At 70.8% G+C, this 14,559-nt stretch carries 14 protein-coding genes and 1 other RNA gene; 11 read left to right on the forward strand and 4 right to left on the reverse strand.

The features are described from left to right. Window positions 1-18 precede the first annotated feature (18 nt). On the reverse strand, window positions 19-576 hold the full coding sequence (gene ssuE, locus V5P93_RS05450) for an NADPH-dependent FMN reductase (protein ID WP_104482727.1): 558 nt from the start codon (window positions 574-576) through the stop codon (window positions 19-21). A 223-nt stretch (window positions 577-799) separates the two neighbouring features. Between ssuE and rnpB the strand changes: the two genes are divergently transcribed. The 10 genes from rnpB (at window position 800) to panB (ending at window position 10,855) form a co-directional block, all read left to right on the forward strand. Beyond that, window positions 800-1,198: RNase P RNA component class A (gene rnpB, locus V5P93_RS05455), an RNA gene on the forward strand. A gap of 375 nt (window positions 1,199-1,573) precedes the next feature. Continuing rightward, a complete protein-coding gene (locus V5P93_RS05460) occupies window positions 1,574-1,861 on the forward strand; it encodes a hypothetical protein (RefSeq protein WP_104482726.1) in 288 nt (95 codons plus the stop codon). Window positions 1,862-1,880: 19 nt separating this feature from the next. Next, window positions 1,881-2,423: a hypothetical protein gene (locus V5P93_RS05465; RefSeq protein WP_181043864.1), complete on the forward strand. Its 543-nt coding sequence runs from the start codon at window positions 1,881-1,883 to the stop codon at window positions 2,421-2,423. A gap of 127 nt (window positions 2,424-2,550) precedes the next feature. Next, entirely contained in the window at window positions 2,551-5,343 is a 2,793-nt protein-coding gene (locus V5P93_RS05470) for an ATP-binding protein (RefSeq protein ID WP_245931695.1), read from the forward strand. 61 nt (window positions 5,344-5,404) lie between these two features. Beyond that, on the forward strand, window positions 5,405-7,456 hold the full coding sequence (locus V5P93_RS05475; RefSeq protein WP_245931690.1) for a magnesium transporter: 2,052 nt from the start codon (window positions 5,405-5,407) through the stop codon (window positions 7,454-7,456). Between the two features lie 161 nt (window positions 7,457-7,617). Beyond that, window positions 7,618-8,136: a hypothetical protein gene (locus V5P93_RS05480; protein WP_342752323.1), complete on the forward strand. Its 519-nt coding sequence runs from the start codon at window positions 7,618-7,620 to the stop codon at window positions 8,134-8,136. Continuing rightward, window positions 8,133-9,140: a C40 family peptidase gene (locus tag V5P93_RS05485; RefSeq protein WP_104482723.1), complete on the forward strand. Its 1,008-nt coding sequence runs from the start codon at window positions 8,133-8,135 to the stop codon at window positions 9,138-9,140. The genes V5P93_RS05480 and V5P93_RS05485 overlap by 4 nt, the downstream gene beginning before the upstream one ends. Before the next feature lie 8 nt (window positions 9,141-9,148). Continuing rightward, a complete protein-coding gene (locus V5P93_RS05490; RefSeq protein ID WP_342752322.1) occupies window positions 9,149-9,634 on the forward strand; it encodes a hypothetical protein in 486 nt (161 codons plus the stop codon). Window positions 9,635-9,642: 8 nt separating this feature from the next. Further along, on the forward strand, window positions 9,643-9,846 hold the full coding sequence (locus tag V5P93_RS05495) for a hypothetical protein (protein WP_104482722.1): 204 nt from the start codon (window positions 9,643-9,645) through the stop codon (window positions 9,844-9,846). Window positions 9,847-9,985: 139 nt separating this feature from the next. Continuing rightward, window positions 9,986-10,855 carry a 3-methyl-2-oxobutanoate hydroxymethyltransferase gene (gene panB, locus V5P93_RS05500; protein WP_104482721.1) on the forward strand — a complete coding sequence of 290 codons (870 nt, stop codon included), beginning with the start codon at window positions 9,986-9,988 and terminating at the stop codon, window positions 10,853-10,855. Window positions 10,856-11,179: 324 nt separating this feature from the next. On the opposite strand, the gene V5P93_RS05505 is transcribed toward panB, so the two are convergent. Further along, a complete protein-coding gene (locus tag V5P93_RS05505) occupies window positions 11,180-12,112 on the reverse strand; it encodes a glutathione S-transferase family protein (protein WP_104482771.1) in 933 nt (310 codons plus the stop codon). Between the two features lie 35 nt (window positions 12,113-12,147). Here V5P93_RS05505 and pip point away from each other — a divergent pair, with 35 nt between their 5' ends. Beyond that, on the forward strand, window positions 12,148-13,104 hold the full coding sequence (gene pip / locus V5P93_RS05510; RefSeq protein WP_104482720.1) for a prolyl aminopeptidase: 957 nt from the start codon (window positions 12,148-12,150) through the stop codon (window positions 13,102-13,104). 9 nt (window positions 13,105-13,113) lie between these two features. On the opposite strand, the gene V5P93_RS05515 is transcribed toward pip, so the two are convergent. Beyond that, the gene (locus V5P93_RS05515) at window positions 13,114-13,863 is read right to left on the reverse strand and encodes a helical backbone metal receptor (RefSeq protein ID WP_104482719.1); all 750 of its coding nucleotides are present in this window, start codon (window positions 13,861-13,863) and stop codon (window positions 13,114-13,116) included. A gap of 3 nt (window positions 13,864-13,866) precedes the next feature. Then, window positions 13,867-14,541, reverse strand: a complete 675-nt coding sequence (gene npdG, locus V5P93_RS05520; protein WP_374066431.1) for an NADPH-dependent F420 reductase — start codon at window positions 14,539-14,541, stop codon at window positions 13,867-13,869. Window positions 14,542-14,559 lie beyond the last annotated feature (18 nt).

Raw genomic sequence — 14,559 nt, forward strand, 5'->3', positions numbered from 1 at the left:
CGGGTCCGGTCCGGCGCGTCAGCCGGTGAGCGGGACGACCGCGGGGCGCCTGCGGCGGACGGTTTCGGAGAAGTTCAGCACCACTTCACCCAGCGCCGCCGCGGCCAGGGGGCGCACGTGCGCGCCCTCCCGCTCGTCGGCGATCATCTGGTCCAGCACGAAGTGCCCGGCCAGCACCTTCGTCGCCCCCATGGCGAACAGCAGCGGCCGCAGCACGCCGTCGATCGCCACCAGGTGCCCCTGCGTCCCACCGGTCGCCAACGGCAGCACCGCCTTGCCCGCCAACGCCCCGGCGGGCAGCAGGTCCAGCAGCGACTTCACCAGACCGCTGTACGCGGCCCGGTAGACCGGGCTGGCGACGACGATCCCGTCGGCTGCGGCCACCGACGCCATCGCCGCCGAGATGGCCGGGTCGGTGGTGTCCTCCGCCAGCAGCGCCACGGTCGGCAGGTCTCTGACCCGCAGCACGGACACTTGGTGTCCCAACGTGCGCAGGTGGTCCGCCGTGTGGGTGACGAGGATCCCGGCCCGCGCGGTCGGCGCCGGGCTGCCGGAAATGATCAGGATCGAGCCCATGGTCCCCTCCAGGTGTGGTGAGCGTTCGCGGTGGCTGACTGGTGCGGTCAGCTCGAACAGGTCCCGCCCGCGAAGAGGAGGAAGTCCACGTATCTGCGCCGGGTGAGGACACGGTCACCGGACATGCGCCGAGTAGATCAGGGACGTGCGGGTGGGCTCAACGGCGTCCACGCCATGGGACGTGCGGACCGCGAAGTGGACCCCCGTATCCTGATCTCGCGGGCGAGTCGACCGGGCGGCCGCGGCGGTGTGACCCACCGACGAGGAAAGTCCGGACTCCGCAGGGCAGGGTGGTTGTTAACGGCAACCCGAGGTGACTCGCGGGACAGTGCCACAGAGAACAGACCGCCGGTGGATCGGGCCATCCGAGTCCACCTGGTAAGGGTGAAACGGTGGTGTAAGAGACCACCAGCGCCCCGGGTGACCGGGGCGGCTAGGTAAACCCCACCCGGAGCAAGGCCAAGAGGGAGCCGCGAGGCTCCTGCGCAGACGTCCGAGGGCGGCCCGCCCGAGTCTGCGGGTAGGCCGCACGAACCTGCCGGCGACGGCAGGTCTAGATGGATGGTCGCCACCCAGGGCTCGCCCTGGGAACAGGATCCGGCTTATGGCGTCGGCTCGCCCGCCCTACCGACGCTTGCCCGATGCCGGGCAGACCTACACCGATTGGAGTAATTTCGCACGCGTCGCGCCCGGGTATACCCTGTGAGTTGCGTCACTGAGGGTGAACGATGATCGCGCGCTCGGGTGAAACACCCGGCGGACTAGGAAAATCGGGTGGTCGTGGGTTCTGACCGGCTCTCTCCGGATGATGATGGTGTGGTCAGATGGCAGCCGCACCCGACGGAGGAAGGCGCTTGGTCCTACGGAACGCGACCTCCTAACTACTGTTGGTAATGACAATCCTGTGCCCTTCGTGCTGTACTCGACGGGCACAGCACAGACCTGCCGCGCGTGGAGCTCGACGCCCCGACGGCTCCCGCGCACTTGGGAGATCGAGATGACTACCCCGACCCTTGCCGCCCTCGTCGACCTCGCCCAGCAGCAACCAACCCAGACCGAGGTCAACACCGGCGGCCTGCGCACCTGGATCCTGGAAAACATCATCCCGCTCCTGCTCCTGGTGGTGGCGCTGCTGCTGCTCTGGCTCGGCGGCGGCAAGGGGGACAACGCGGGTGTCATGCGCAGGCTCGGCGGCGTCATCGTGGCGCTGGCCATCATCGGCCTCGCGGTGACCAACGCGGGCGAGGGCATCGGCCGGTGGATCGCCGGCCTGTTCACCGGCTGAACAGGCCCGGTGAACTGACGTGCGGATACGCACCGACGACGAGGTCTACCGGGTCGACGCCGTCTGGCTCGGTCCACCCAAGGCCACTTTCCCGTGGCGCGCCCGGTATGTGGCCTGGGGCGTGGGCACCGTCGTCTTCCTCATCGCACTGACGGTGCTGCGCAACGTCGGGGTGGGACTGTTCTGGTCCTTCGCCTGGGGCCTGGTGGCCACGGTCGCGCTCACCATGGTGATCTGCTCGCGGATCAGCCACGAGCGCCCGCTCGGCGCCGTGCTGACCATGTGGCTGCGCGAGCTGAACACCCCGCGCGAGCAGACCACCGGCACCGGCGGCGCGGTCAGCGCGGCGGGCGTGCGGGTGCGCGCGGAATTACCGCGCCGCAAGCCCCGCGGCTCCGACCGCGGCCGGGCCAAGAACGCGCGCCGCGCCGAGGAAGCCCGCCGCAAGGCCCGTGAGGCCCGCGCGGCGGGCGCGACCCGGCAGCCGCGACCCGGCAAGCGGACGGCCAAGAAGACCCAGAAGCAGAGGAACAGGGAGGTCAGCGGTGTTCGGACGCCGTAAGCGCGAGCAGGACGCGCTCGCGCCACATCCGGCGGGACATCCGCACGACCGAGGTCAACAGCCGGGCCGCACCCGGCACAGCGCGCGGTACCAGCAGGCCCCGGCCCCCCGCAAGCGCGGCAAGCGGCTGCCCGGCGAGCAGGGCATCCCCAGCTACACCCCGGAGATCGCGGCCCGCACCATCGACGGGCACCTGCTGCGCACCGGCACCGACGTCTACGCCTGGTACCGGCTGGCGCCGCAGCGCTGGTCGTTCCGCTCGGACTCCCAGCGCCAGGACCTGATCGCGGCGATCGCGGGCCAGTACGCCGAACTCGCGGGCCGCTGGATGCACCTGCGGGTCACCACCCGCCCGTACCCGATCCGCATGTGGGCCGAGGCGCACGTGCACAACGCGGTCAACCGGCTGCCGGACGTGCCGGGCGCGCTGAGCTTCGACGACTACCTCATCGGTGAGCAGCAGCAACTCCTCGGCCGGTCCATGGCCGAGAAAGAGGTCTACCTGGGAGTCCAGGTGCAGACCCGCAACGTGGTCGACCGCGCCGTCGAACGCGCGGCCCCGTTGCTGCGCAAGGTGTTCCCGGACGCGGTCGACGCCGAACTGCTGGCGATCGAGAGCGAGGTCGAGCACCTCGACCAGGTGATCGGGTCGGCCGGACTGGAGGGTCGGCCCGCGACGGCCGAGGAGATGTCCTGGCTGATGCACCGGTCCTGCTCGCTGGGCCTGCCCGCGCCGCGCAACATGCCCGCGGTGCCCGGTGCCGCCTGGGAACCCGAGGACCTGGCCAGCTTCACCGACGCCGCGGACTTCCACCAGGACCCGTACTCGCCGACCGTCACCGTGCGTGGACGAACCGGGTCCAACGCGGGCGTCACCCGGCACGTGACGGTGCTGACCGTGGGCATGATGCACGGCTTGCAGATCCCGGAGATCGACGACCCGTGGGTGCAGCGCGCGGACCGGCTGCCCGCGTCGGTGGAGTGGTCGGCCCGGATCTACGTGCGCAAGCCCGAAGAGGTCCAGGGCGAACTCCAGCGGCAGATGAACAAGGTGCGGTCGCAGGTCAAGCACTACACCGACGAGCACGAGCTGGAGCCGCCGCAGTCGCTGGCCCGGCAGGCGTCGCGGGTGCTGGAGATCGACGACGAGATGACCTCCGGCTTCACCGCGCTGGCCACCCGCGTCCGCTCGTGGTGGCGGCTCGCGGTGTCCGGTCCGTCCGAGCGGGACGCGCTGCGGTTGGCTCAACAGCTGCTCGACCTCTACAAGCCGAAGGTCGCGATCGAGCACCCCGAGGCGCAGTACGCGATGGCGCGGGAGTTCATCCCGGGGGAGCCGCTGGCGTCCTCGGCGTACCTGCGCCGCGGGTCGGTGGTGTGGGCGGCGTCCGCCGTTCCCACCGCGACGGCGGAAGTGGGTGACCGGCGGGGGATCCTGCTCGGCGAGACCTGCACCGCGACCCGTCGCCCGGTCGCCTGGGATCCGTGGATGGCGCAGGAGATCCGGGACGGCTCCGGGTTGACCGCGATGGTCGCGGGGCTCGGTGGTGGTAAGTCGTTCCTCGGCGGCGGCATCGTCTACAAGACACTGCGCGCGGGTGCGCACTGGACGATCCTCGACCCGTCGGGTCCGCTGGCCCGGTTGTGCGAACTGCCCGAGCTGCGGCCGTACGCGCGGCCGATCAACCTCCTGAACGCGCAGGCCGGGATTCTCAACCCGTACCGCGTGGTGGCCGAACCGAAGATCGACCACTTCCTCGACGACGAGGACCCGGAACGGGCCTGGCGCCGCGAGAAGGCCTTGGCGGCCGCGACCCGCCGTCGGCTCGTGCTCGACGTCCTGTCCGGTCTGCTGCCCTACGAGGTCGCGCGGCTGCCGCAGAGCCGGATCGTGCTGCTGCGCGCGGTCCGCACGGTCGGCGGCCGGGTCGACGCCGACCCGAGCCTGGTCTTCGACGCGCTGCGGCGCGACGCCAGCGAACACCGCGAGCACGCCGTCGTCGTCGCCGACTTTCTCGACGAGATGAAGGAGCGCATGTCGCTGCTCATCCCGGAACGCGGCGCCGACCCGTACGACGAGCAGCGCGACGACCGCATGACCGTGCTGACCATGGCGGGCCTGACCCTCCCCAAGGACGGTGTGGCCCGCGAACACTGGACCGACGCCGAGGCCTTGGGCGTCGAGATGCTCAACCTGGCCGCCTGGCTCACCCAGCGGTCCATCTACGACCGCCCCAAGGACATGCGCAAGGGCGTCTGGATCGACGAGGCGTTCTTCCTCTCCGAAGTCCCCACGGGTCGCGTCCTGATGAACCGGTTCGCCCGCGACTCCCGCAAGTGGAACGTCCGAGTCCTCCTGTCGTCCCAGATCCCGGCCGACTTCCTCAAGATCCAGGGCTTCGTAGCCCTCCTCGACTCCGTCTTCATCGGACGCCTCGACGACGACCAAGCCCAAGCCGACGCCCTGCGCCTGCTCAAGGTCCCCGTCGGCGCCGGGTACGAACAGGTCGTCGCCAGCCTCGGCCGCCGCCCGGGCGTCCACCGGGGCATGGTGGAGCGCGACACGGCCCCGCGCCAGTTCATCTTCGGCGACGGAGCAGGCGGAGTCGAGCGAATCCGCATCGACCTCTCCGGCGCCCACCTCGACCACCTGCGGGCCGTCATGGACACCACCCCGGACGCCCAACGCGAATCGGCCCGCCAACTGCTCGCGGAGTCGCAGGAGCGGCACGTACCCACGCCGCCGGAGCCGGAGTACCCGACGTCGGAGTCGATGCCGACGGACGAGGAATTCGAGCGGGCCGCCGAATTCGAGTTGGGGCTCACCGAAGAGGACTTCATAGTCGAACCCGTCCCCGGCGGCCCCCCGCCGGAAAACCCGGACCGCCCCAAGAAACCCGGCCGCGAGGACGCGGCATGACCGCCACCCCGGTGCGCGTCGCGCGGTTAATCGCCACGACCTCGAACACCGAGGACGTCCGATGACGACACTCGCGGTGGCGGCCGCCGCCATGCTGCTCACCGCGGTGTGGCGGCGCAGGAGACAACGCGGCCAAACGCTCTCCCGCCGCGCACTGTCCATGCTCGCCGTCGTGGGAGTATTGGGCTTCCAGGTCTTCCTGGCAGGCCCAGCCATGGCCCAGACCAACGACTCCTGCGTCCCCAACCCGGAACGCCCCGGCACCGGCATGGTCGGCGCATTGGACCCCCCACTGGGCAACGGTGAACCGAACGGGCCGTATTGGAAGTACGGCTACGCCGGGATGGTTTGGCATGTCTATGACGATTCTTGTGGCGGAATCGTTCCGAATGGTGTCGCGGACCCCGGGTCGACGATCGACAACTGGTCGGGCAACGAACTTTTCAACGTCGCCAAGAATATTGTCGGAGCTACCAACTCGCTGCACTACACGCTGGCGGCCGGTGGCGTGTTGGGCGGGCTCAACGACCAGATCGGCAAGGCGGCCGATGCTGTTTTCAACAACATCTACACCCAGCTCTTCAGTCTGTTCATGCTGGTCCTGGCCGTGTTGCTCTTCCGGCAGATCTGGCGTGGCGATCTTGCGACCGTAAGCAAACGCGCGATGTTGGCGTTCGCAGGAATGTGGCTCGCCGCCTCGTCCGCGGTCCTGATCGCCAACTACGACCGTATTGATGACACAATCGTTCGAATCACCACGGGTATTCAGGCGGGCTTTGTCGATCCACAAGAGGATCGAGACGCGGAGGAAATCCTGCCGACCAGCCTGCATACCAAGATCGTCTACGAGAACTGGTTGCGCGGCGAGTTCGGCAGCCCTGACAGTCCGCAGGCCACCGATTTCGGTCCGCGATTGTTGGAGGCCCAGGCGTGGTCACGAGAAGACCTGCTGAAGCACCGGGACGCGGATAATGCGGCGGAGCAGGCCAAGAAGAGCGAATACAAAGCGATCGCCACCCAGCTCGGTCCCGCCACCGGCTACTTCAAGGGCACGGATGGCAGCCGGACGGGTTCGGGCATGCTCGCGCTGTTCCAGGCGATCGTCTACTCGGTCTTCCAACTGTTCGCCAAGCTCGCGGTGCTGCTGGCGCAATTGCTGCTGCGCATCCTGGCGCTCGCTGCCCCTGTGATCGGGTTGGTGGCGCTCGTGCACCACGACATCCTGCGCAAGGTCGGGCGTGCCGTCGGTGCCGTCGTGCTCAACGTGCTCGTGCTCGCGATCCTGGCCGGGATCCACTTCAAGTTCCTTGAGCTGATCTTCTCGCCGGACGCGAAGCTGTCGCTGCTGACGCAGATGCTGTTGGCGGCGATCGTGACGCTGGTGTTCTTCGTGGTCGGGCGGCCCGCCCGGCGGATGTGGCAGATGCTGGAGCTGTCGGTTGGCGCCGCCGGAGCGACGATGCCGGGGGTCGGCGGGGGGATCTTCTCCCGATTCCGGCGGAACAAGCAGCAGGGGCCGACGCCGCAGGACGACTTCTGGGCGAATGTCCGGGAGAACGAGGAGACCGAGGGTTCGCTCGTGCCGACCGGTGGGCGGCGCCCGCGCCCGGAGGCCAGCAACCCGGTCACGGTGCACGCGGAGCGGTTGGACGTGCGGCGACCGCCCAGGCCCGGGCAGGCCATCGGGGGGAGTCGGCCCGGCATCGAGGCAGGCAAGTCCGGTGGGCAGGGGGAACTGGTGCTCGACGGGCTCCCCGGACAGCCCGGTTCGGCGCGGTTGGCCATCGGCGGTAGCCGGAGCAGTCGGGTCGTCGACACCGTGCCGGTCGCCGATCGAGGGTGGGACCGCGGTGAGGACGCCGTGGTGATCCCGTCGATGGTGCCGAGTCGGCGGGGTGAGTTCGAGACGCCGGTGGAGGTCCAGGGGACCCCGACTCCTCGGGTCGCCGAGGTGGAGATGGTGGCCGGGCGACCGGTGCACGTGGTTTACCGGCCGTCGCGGGGACTCGAGGTGGCGGACAACGCGCCCCGGCGAGTGGAGAACGCGCCGCGTCAGGCCCGGCGGATGCCGTTGCACGACGGGCCGCGCGATACCGACTCGGTGGTGAGGTGACGTGATCCGTTCCGGTGGCACGGCAGGTCGGCTCGCTCGGGATTCTCCGGGCAGAGGCGTTGAGGGGGTGAGGTCCGGTGCCGATTCGGACTAATCGGGGGCGGGCGGCCGTCTACCGGAAGTTGTGGGGTTGGCCCCTGCGCTCGCCCCGGCATCTTGGGGTGGCTGTTTTCTTAGCTGCCCTGGTCCTCACCGCCGCCGGCATCGTCGTGCCCAAGCTGATCGGGGCCAAGGCCGCGCCCCAGGTGCCTGCCGGGGCGGCGGCGCCGCCGGGGGTTACCTCGCTCGTGCCCACGCCCAGCGTTCTCACGACCACGTCCCCCCTGCCCACCCGGCTCACCTCCACGCCCTCCCCGACCAGTTCGCGGGGGGTCGCGCCCGCGCCCGCGCTTGAGGTCGTGCGGCAGTGGGCCGAGCAGTGGGTCAACCACGACGGGTCGGCGCAGGAGTGGTTGGCGCGGTTGCGGCCGTACATGACCGAGGAGTACGCGGCGGTCATGGCTTCGGTTGACCCGGCCAACGTGTTGGCCACGAAGGTGACCGGGCCCGTGCGGGCGGAGGCGTCGTTCGCCAAGTCGGTCGAGGCCGAGGTGCCGACCGACCAGGGCACGGTGCACGTCACCGCCATCGAGACCAACATGGGCTGGAAGGTCGCCGCCTACGAACAGGGCCGCCCATGAAGACGGCGGTGATCATCGGTGCGGTGGTGGTCGCGGTTGCCACCACCGTGATCAGCACGGGTGCCGTGTCGCAGGTCGTGCAGAACGAGCAGGCGCAGGGGGCGCAGGCCGTCGCGCTGGCCTCCTGCAACGCCTCGCTCGGCCCGTCCAGCACGGGGCCCGCGGGTTCCGGCGCCGGTGACGCCTCGAACCTCACCGACGAGCAGCGCGGCACCGTCGCGATGATCATTTCGATCGGGAAGCAGCGGAACCTGTCCCCCCGCGCGTGGCAGGTCGCCATCCAGGCCGGGATGACGGAGTCGGGTCTGCGCAGCCTCGACTACGGCGACCGCGACTCGCTCGGCATCTTCCAGATGCGGCCCTCCATGGGCTGGGGCAGCAGGGAAGAGGTCACCAACCCGACCTACGCCATCAACAAGTTCTACGACGTCCTGCTCGCCGTCCCCGACTGGGAGACCCAGCGCCCCGGCGAGTCGGCGCAGGACGTGGAGCGCTCGGCGTTCCCCGACCGCTACCACCGCTGGGAATCGATGGCCGCGCACCTGATCGGGGCGCTCGGCCAGGTCGAGAACTTCACCGGCTGCGGCACCGGTTTCGGCGCACTGCTGCCCGCCCCCACCCAGGCCGCGGGCGGCGCCATGCAGTTCGCGCTCTCCCAGCAAGGCAAGCCGTACGTGTGGGGCGCCAGCACCGACCAGCAGGGCTCGTACGACTGCTCCAGCCTGATGGTCCAGTCCTACCGCGCGGGCGGGATCAGCCTGCCGCGCACCTCGCGCGAGCAGTACCGGGCGGGCGCGCTGCTGCCCGTCGAGCAGGCCCAGCCCGGCGACCTGCTGTTCTGGGCCTACGACGAGTCCGACCCCACCACGATTCACCACGTGGCGATGTACCTGGGGGATGGCAAGATCGTGGAGGCCCAGCAGACCGGTGTCCCGGTGCACATCCGCCCGGTCCGCTGGACCGAGGGCGAGCTGATGAACCAGGCCGTGCGGCCAGGGGTGTGAGAAGAGAGATGAACATGTACCCACCGGGCCCGATCCCCCGCCACGCCGGACCACCGGCCTCCGCCGCCCCGGTCCGCGATTTCCTGGCCAGTGGTGGCCCCCGGCCCGGGGTGAGCGACGGCTACGTGGTGCTGCCCCGCTCGCTGGCCGAGGCGATGCCGCTGCCGTGGCAGCAGCACATGGTCCACCTGCTGCACGAGTTCCACCAGGTCTACGCCCACCTCGACTGGCCGGAGTACCGCGTGGTGCCCTCCCGCCGAGAGCGGCTGGTCGACCTGGACGAGGACCAGTTGGCCGAGGTCGGGTGCATGGTGGAGATCGACGCCGACGGCGAACTCGTCTACCGCGAGCGCAACGGCCGCCGGATCGAGAACCCCGAGCGCCAAGAGGTCCTGGTCTCCTGCCTCGACCCGATCCCCAGCCAGCACATGAACGCCAACCAGGACACCCCGCCGCGCGGCTTCCCGGTGCAGCAGTCACCCAACTGGGGTTAGGTGTTGCTATGAGCGAGGACAACAACCCGGACCCCGGCTGGTACTACAACACCAAGACCAACCAGGTCGAGCACGGCACCAGGGGCCGCGCGGTCGACCTGCTCGGTCCGTACCCCGACCGGGCGTCAGCCGAACGAGCGTTGCAGACCGCCCGCGAGCGGACCAAGGCCGCCGACGCGGCCGACCGCGCCTGGGACTCCGACGACGACTGACGGCCTGGCTGTGAGGTCGGTCCCAACGCCCTGGAAGGGCGTGCGGCGCGGTGCGACGCTGGGTTGGCAAGCCCCATCCGCGCATACCCAGGGACCCACGACGACGTGGGCCTTGAGGGAAGGACGGTGCAACCCAGCCATGTCCGCTGAGCACACCACCGAGGTCGACGCCCCGTACGGAACCGGACCCGCGAAGCCGGGCCGCAACCCCCGCAAGCGCGTCCGCGTGCACCACCTGCAGGAGCTCAAGGACCGCGGCGAGCCGTGGCCCATGCTCACCGCGTACGACATGTACACCGCCGAGTTGTTCGACGAGGCGGGCATCCCGGTCCTGCTGGTCGGCGACTCCGCCGCCAACAACGTCTACGGCTACGACACCTCGCTCCCGGTCACCGTGGACGAGCTGCTGCCGCTGGTCCGCTCGGTCACCCGGGCCACCAAGAGCGCACTCGTGGTAGCCGACCTGCCGTTCGGCTCCTACCAGGTGTCACCTGAACAGGCGGTCACCACCGCGATCCGCTTCATGAAGGAGGGCCGGGCGCACGCCGTGAAGTTGGAGGGCGGCGCCGCCTTCGCCCCGCACGTCCGGGCGATCACCACCGCGGGCATCCCCGTGATGGGCCACATCGGGTTCACCCCCCAGAGTGAGCACAACCTCGGCGGCTACCGCGTGCAAGGACGCGGCGACACCGGGGACACCGTCGTCGCCGACGCCGTGGCCCTGCAGGACGCGGGCGCCTTCGCCGTCGTGATGGAGATGGTCCCGGCCGAGGTCGCCAAACGCGTCACCCACGAACTGCGGGTGCCGACGGTCGGCATCGGCGCGGGCCCGGACTGCGACGCCCAGGTGCTGGTGTGGCAGGACATGGCAGGCCTGCGCCGCGCCAAGGCCCCCCGCTTCGTCAAGCGCTACGCGAACGTCGCCGACGTCCTGCTGGGCGCCGCCAAGGCCTTCGCCGACGACGTCCGGGGCCGCGAGTTCCCCGCCCCCGAACACGCCTTCCACTGAGCCGGATCCCGGTGCCCGCCCACCCGGGCGGGCACCGGGACCTCCGGCTGCGTCGCCACGTCCCGCATCGTGCCGCCGAACGGGGAATGGCCGTGCGGGCCGCGCCTTGGCCGCCCACAACACGGGTTTGAGCTAGATGCGCGGCACATCGGGCCGTCTCTCCGGTAAACGCCCGCGAGGGGTCTCCCGCAATAGGGGAACCCCTATTTTCAATTCTATCGCGGCGCGGTCGTGAAACTGGCCGTCGCCGTTGGCCTTTGGACAACTCCGGGTCATGTGGATGGAGCCGTGGACGGTGAGTTGGAGGCGGGTGGGACGCCCCGCTCAGCCTCGGCCGTGTGGTTCCTGCCAAACCGATTCGTCCGGGCCCAGGGGGACGATCCTGGTCGGGTTGATCTGGTCGTGGGTCGCGTAGTAGTGGCGTTTGATGTGGTCGAAGTTCACGGTTTCGCCGAAGCCCGGCGTCTGGAACAGGTCGCGGGCGTAGGCCCACAAAGTCGGCATCTCGGCCAGCTTCTGCCGGTTGCACTTGAAGTGGCCGTGGTACACCGCGTCGAAGCGGACCAGGGTGGTGAACAGGCGGATGTCCACCTCCGTGATCCGGTCGCCGAGCAGGTACCGGGACGTCTCAAGACGCGTGGAGAGGGTGTCCAGTTCGGCGAACAACGCGGTGAAGGCCGCTTCGTAAGCCTCCTGCGATGTCGCGAACCCGGCCTTGTACACGCCGTTGTTGACGTTGTGGAAGATCGGCTCGATCAGGGCGTCGATCTCCGCCCGCCGGTCGGCCGGGTACAGGTCCGGCGCGTCCGGTTTGTGGAACTCCGCCCACTCCGTCGAGAAGTCCAGCGTGATCTGCGGGTAGTCGTTGGTGACGACCTTCCCCGTTTCCACGTCGACGATCGCGGGCACCGTCACCCGTCCGCCGAAGTCCGGGTCGGTCGCGCGGTACGCCTGCGCCAGGTACTCGATCCCCAGCACCGGGTCGCGCCCGTCCTCGGCCAGCGTGAACCGCCAGCCGCGGTCGTCGCGGATCGGGTCGACGAGGCCCAGCGAGATCACCCCGTCCAGGCCGAGCAGGCCGCGCACGATGATGGCCCGGTGCGCCCACGGGCACGCCAGGCACGCGATCAGCCGGTACCGGCCCGCCTCCGGGCGTCGACCCGACGAGCCGTCCGCGGTGACGCGGTCGGTGAAGGCGTTGGGTTGGCGGACGAACGCGCCGCCCGTCGAGGTCTCCTTGCCGAACTGTGCTGCCATGTCGCCGACCATAGGCGCTCGGGCAGCATGGGCGCATGACCTCTCTCTACCCGGCCATCGAACCGCACGACCGCGGCCTGCTCGACGTCGGTGACGGCCACCGGCTCTACTGGGAGGTCAGCGGCAACCCGCACGGCAAGCCCGCGGTCGTGCTGCACGGCGGCCCCGGCGCGGGCACGAACCCGGTCCAGCGCAGGCACTTCGACCCCGCCGCCTACCGGATCGTGCTCGTCGACCAGCGCGGCTCCGGCCGCAGCGTCCCGCACGTGAGCGACCCGGACGCGGACCTGACGGCCAACACGACCTGGCACCTCGTCGCCGACCTGGAGCGGCTGCGCGCGCACCTGGGGATCGACCGGTGGCTGGTCCTCGGCGGCTCGTGGGGTGCCACGCTGGCCATCGCCTACGCCCAGCGCCACCCGGAGCGGGTGACCGAACTGGTGCTGCGCGGCGTGTTCCTGCTTCGCGAGTCCGAATTGGACTGGCTCTACCGCGGCGGCGCGGGCGCGATCTTCCCCGAGGCCTGGCACGACTTCCGCGCGCTGGTCCCACCCGGCGCGGACCCGCTGGCGGCCTACCAGCGGCTCCTCACCGACCCCGACCCGGACGTGCGGACCAGGGCCGCGGTCGCGTGGAGCACCTGGGAGGGCGCCACGGTCTCGCTCGTGCCGAACCCGGCCCTGGTCGCCCAGTACGCCGACCCGGTGTTCGCGGTGGCGTTCGCGCGGATCGCGCTGCACTACTTCACCCACGGCGGCTGGCTCGACGAGGGCCAACTGCTCCGCGACGCGCCCCGCCTCGCGGGCATCCCCGGCCGCATCGTCCAGGGCCGCTACGACGTCGTCTGCCCGCCCACCAGCGCGTGGGAGCTGCGCCAGGCGTGGCCGGACGCCCGGCTGGCGATCGTCCCGCAGGCCGGTCACGCGACCGGCGACCCGGGCGTGCTGGAGGCGCTGCGGGCCGCGACCGACGAGTTCCGGCCGGCGGGCTGACCGCCGGAGTCAGGTCAACGCGGCGGTGATCGCCCGGTCCAGCTCGGTCCTGGCCTCGACCAGCGACGGCCCGTACCAGGTCAGGTAGCGGCCGACGACCAGCGCGGCCCGCTTGCCGGGGAAGAAACCCGGCCCGTCGTCGGCGGTGAACGCGTACGGCTCGTCGGGCAGCACCACCAGGTCGGCCGACGTCGCGTTCAGCTCGTCCAACGACGGTCGGGGGTACCGGTCGGCGTGCTCGGCGTAGGCGTTGACCACGCCCAACCGCCGCAGCACGTCGCCCGCGAAGGTGTCCCGACCGACCACCACCCACGGCTTGCGCCACACCGGCACGACCGCCGCGGCCCGCACGGGCGCCGTCGAGGCCCAGACCTCCCGGGCTTCGCCCAGCCACGCAGGCTCGGCCCCGAGCGCGGCCAGCAGCCGCGCCGTCGACTCGATACCCGCGGGCACGCTGACCGGCGCCTCCATCACCCACACCGCGATCCCGGCCGCGCGCAGCGCCTCGACGTCCGCTAGCCGGTTCTCCTCGGTGTTGGCGACCACCAGGTCCGGCCGCAACTCCTCGATCGCGGCCACCGTCGGGAACTTCGAGCCGCCGACCCTCGGTACGTCCAGAGTGGATGGGTGCGTGCAGTAGTCGGTGGCGCCGACGAGCACCCCGGGCGCGGACACCGCCACCGCCTCCGTCAACGACGGCACCAGGCTCACCACGCGGGTGACCGGACCGGTGACCTCCGTGCCGAGGTCGTCGCGCACCCGTCAGACCCCCGTGACCCGCACGCCCGCGTGGGTCTTGTAGCGGCGGTTCACCGCGATCAGGTTCGCCGTGAGCGCCTCGACCTGGTGGGCGTTGCGCAGCCTGCCGCCGTAGACGCCGCGCATGCCGGGGATGGCGTCGGCCAGCGCGCGCACGGTGTCGGTGGCCTCGCGGTCGTCGCCGAGCACCAGCACGTCGATGTCGACCTCCGCGACCGCCAGGTCGCCGAGCAGCACCGCCGAGACGTGGTGGAAGGCGGCGGTGACCCGCGAGTCCGGCAGCAGCTGCTCGGCCTGCTGGGCCGCGCTGCCCTCCTCGACGGCCAGCGCGTACGGGCCCTGCTTGTCGAAGCCCAGCGGGTTCACGCAGTCGATGACGATCTTCCCGACCAGCTCGTCGCGCAGCCCGGCCAGCAGCTCGCCGTGCCCCTCCCAGGGCACCGCGACCAGCACCACGTCCGCGTCCGCCGCGCAGCCCGCGTTGTCCAGCCCGGTCACGTGCTCGACGCCCGCGGCCGCCCGCAGCTCACCGGCGGCGGCCGCGGCCCGCTCCGCCGAGCGCGAGCCGAGCACCACGGGGATGCCCGCCCCGGCCCACCGCAGGGCCAGACCGCGCCCCTGCGGGCCGGTCCCGCCGAGCACGCCGACCTTGAGCTGTCCCAACTCCGTCACGTCGATCCCTCCACCGGTGGTCCG

Source organism: Actinokineospora auranticolor, assembly GCF_041897805.1.
Classification (GTDB): domain Bacteria; phylum Actinomycetota; class Actinomycetes; order Mycobacteriales; family Pseudonocardiaceae; genus Actinokineospora; species Actinokineospora auranticolor.

Excerpts from the sequence above, each read along its gene's own strand:
- V5P93_RS05505 (WP_104482771.1), bottom strand. The coding sequence starts at position 12,112 with ATGGCAGCACAGTTCGGCAAGGAGACCTCGACGGGCGGCGCGTTCGTC.
- V5P93_RS05490 (WP_342752322.1), top strand. The coding sequence starts at position 9,149 with ATGAACATGTACCCACCGGGCCCGATCCCCCGCCACGCCGGACCACCG.
- panB (WP_104482721.1), top strand. The coding sequence starts at position 9,986 with ATGTCCGCTGAGCACACCACCGAGGTCGACGCCCCGTACGGAACCGGA.
- pip (WP_104482720.1), top strand. The coding sequence starts at position 12,148 with ATGACCTCTCTCTACCCGGCCATCGAACCGCACGACCGCGGCCTGCTC.
- V5P93_RS05460 (WP_104482726.1), top strand. The coding sequence starts at position 1,574 with ATGACTACCCCGACCCTTGCCGCCCTCGTCGACCTCGCCCAGCAGCAA.
- ssuE (WP_104482727.1), bottom strand. The coding sequence starts at position 576 with ATGGGCTCGATCCTGATCATTTCCGGCAGCCCGGCGCCGACCGCGCGG.
- V5P93_RS05485 (WP_104482723.1), top strand. The coding sequence starts at position 8,133 with ATGAAGACGGCGGTGATCATCGGTGCGGTGGTGGTCGCGGTTGCCACC.
- V5P93_RS05495 (WP_104482722.1), top strand. The coding sequence starts at position 9,643 with ATGAGCGAGGACAACAACCCGGACCCCGGCTGGTACTACAACACCAAG.
- V5P93_RS05475 (WP_245931690.1), top strand. The coding sequence starts at position 5,405 with ATGACGACACTCGCGGTGGCGGCCGCCGCCATGCTGCTCACCGCGGTG.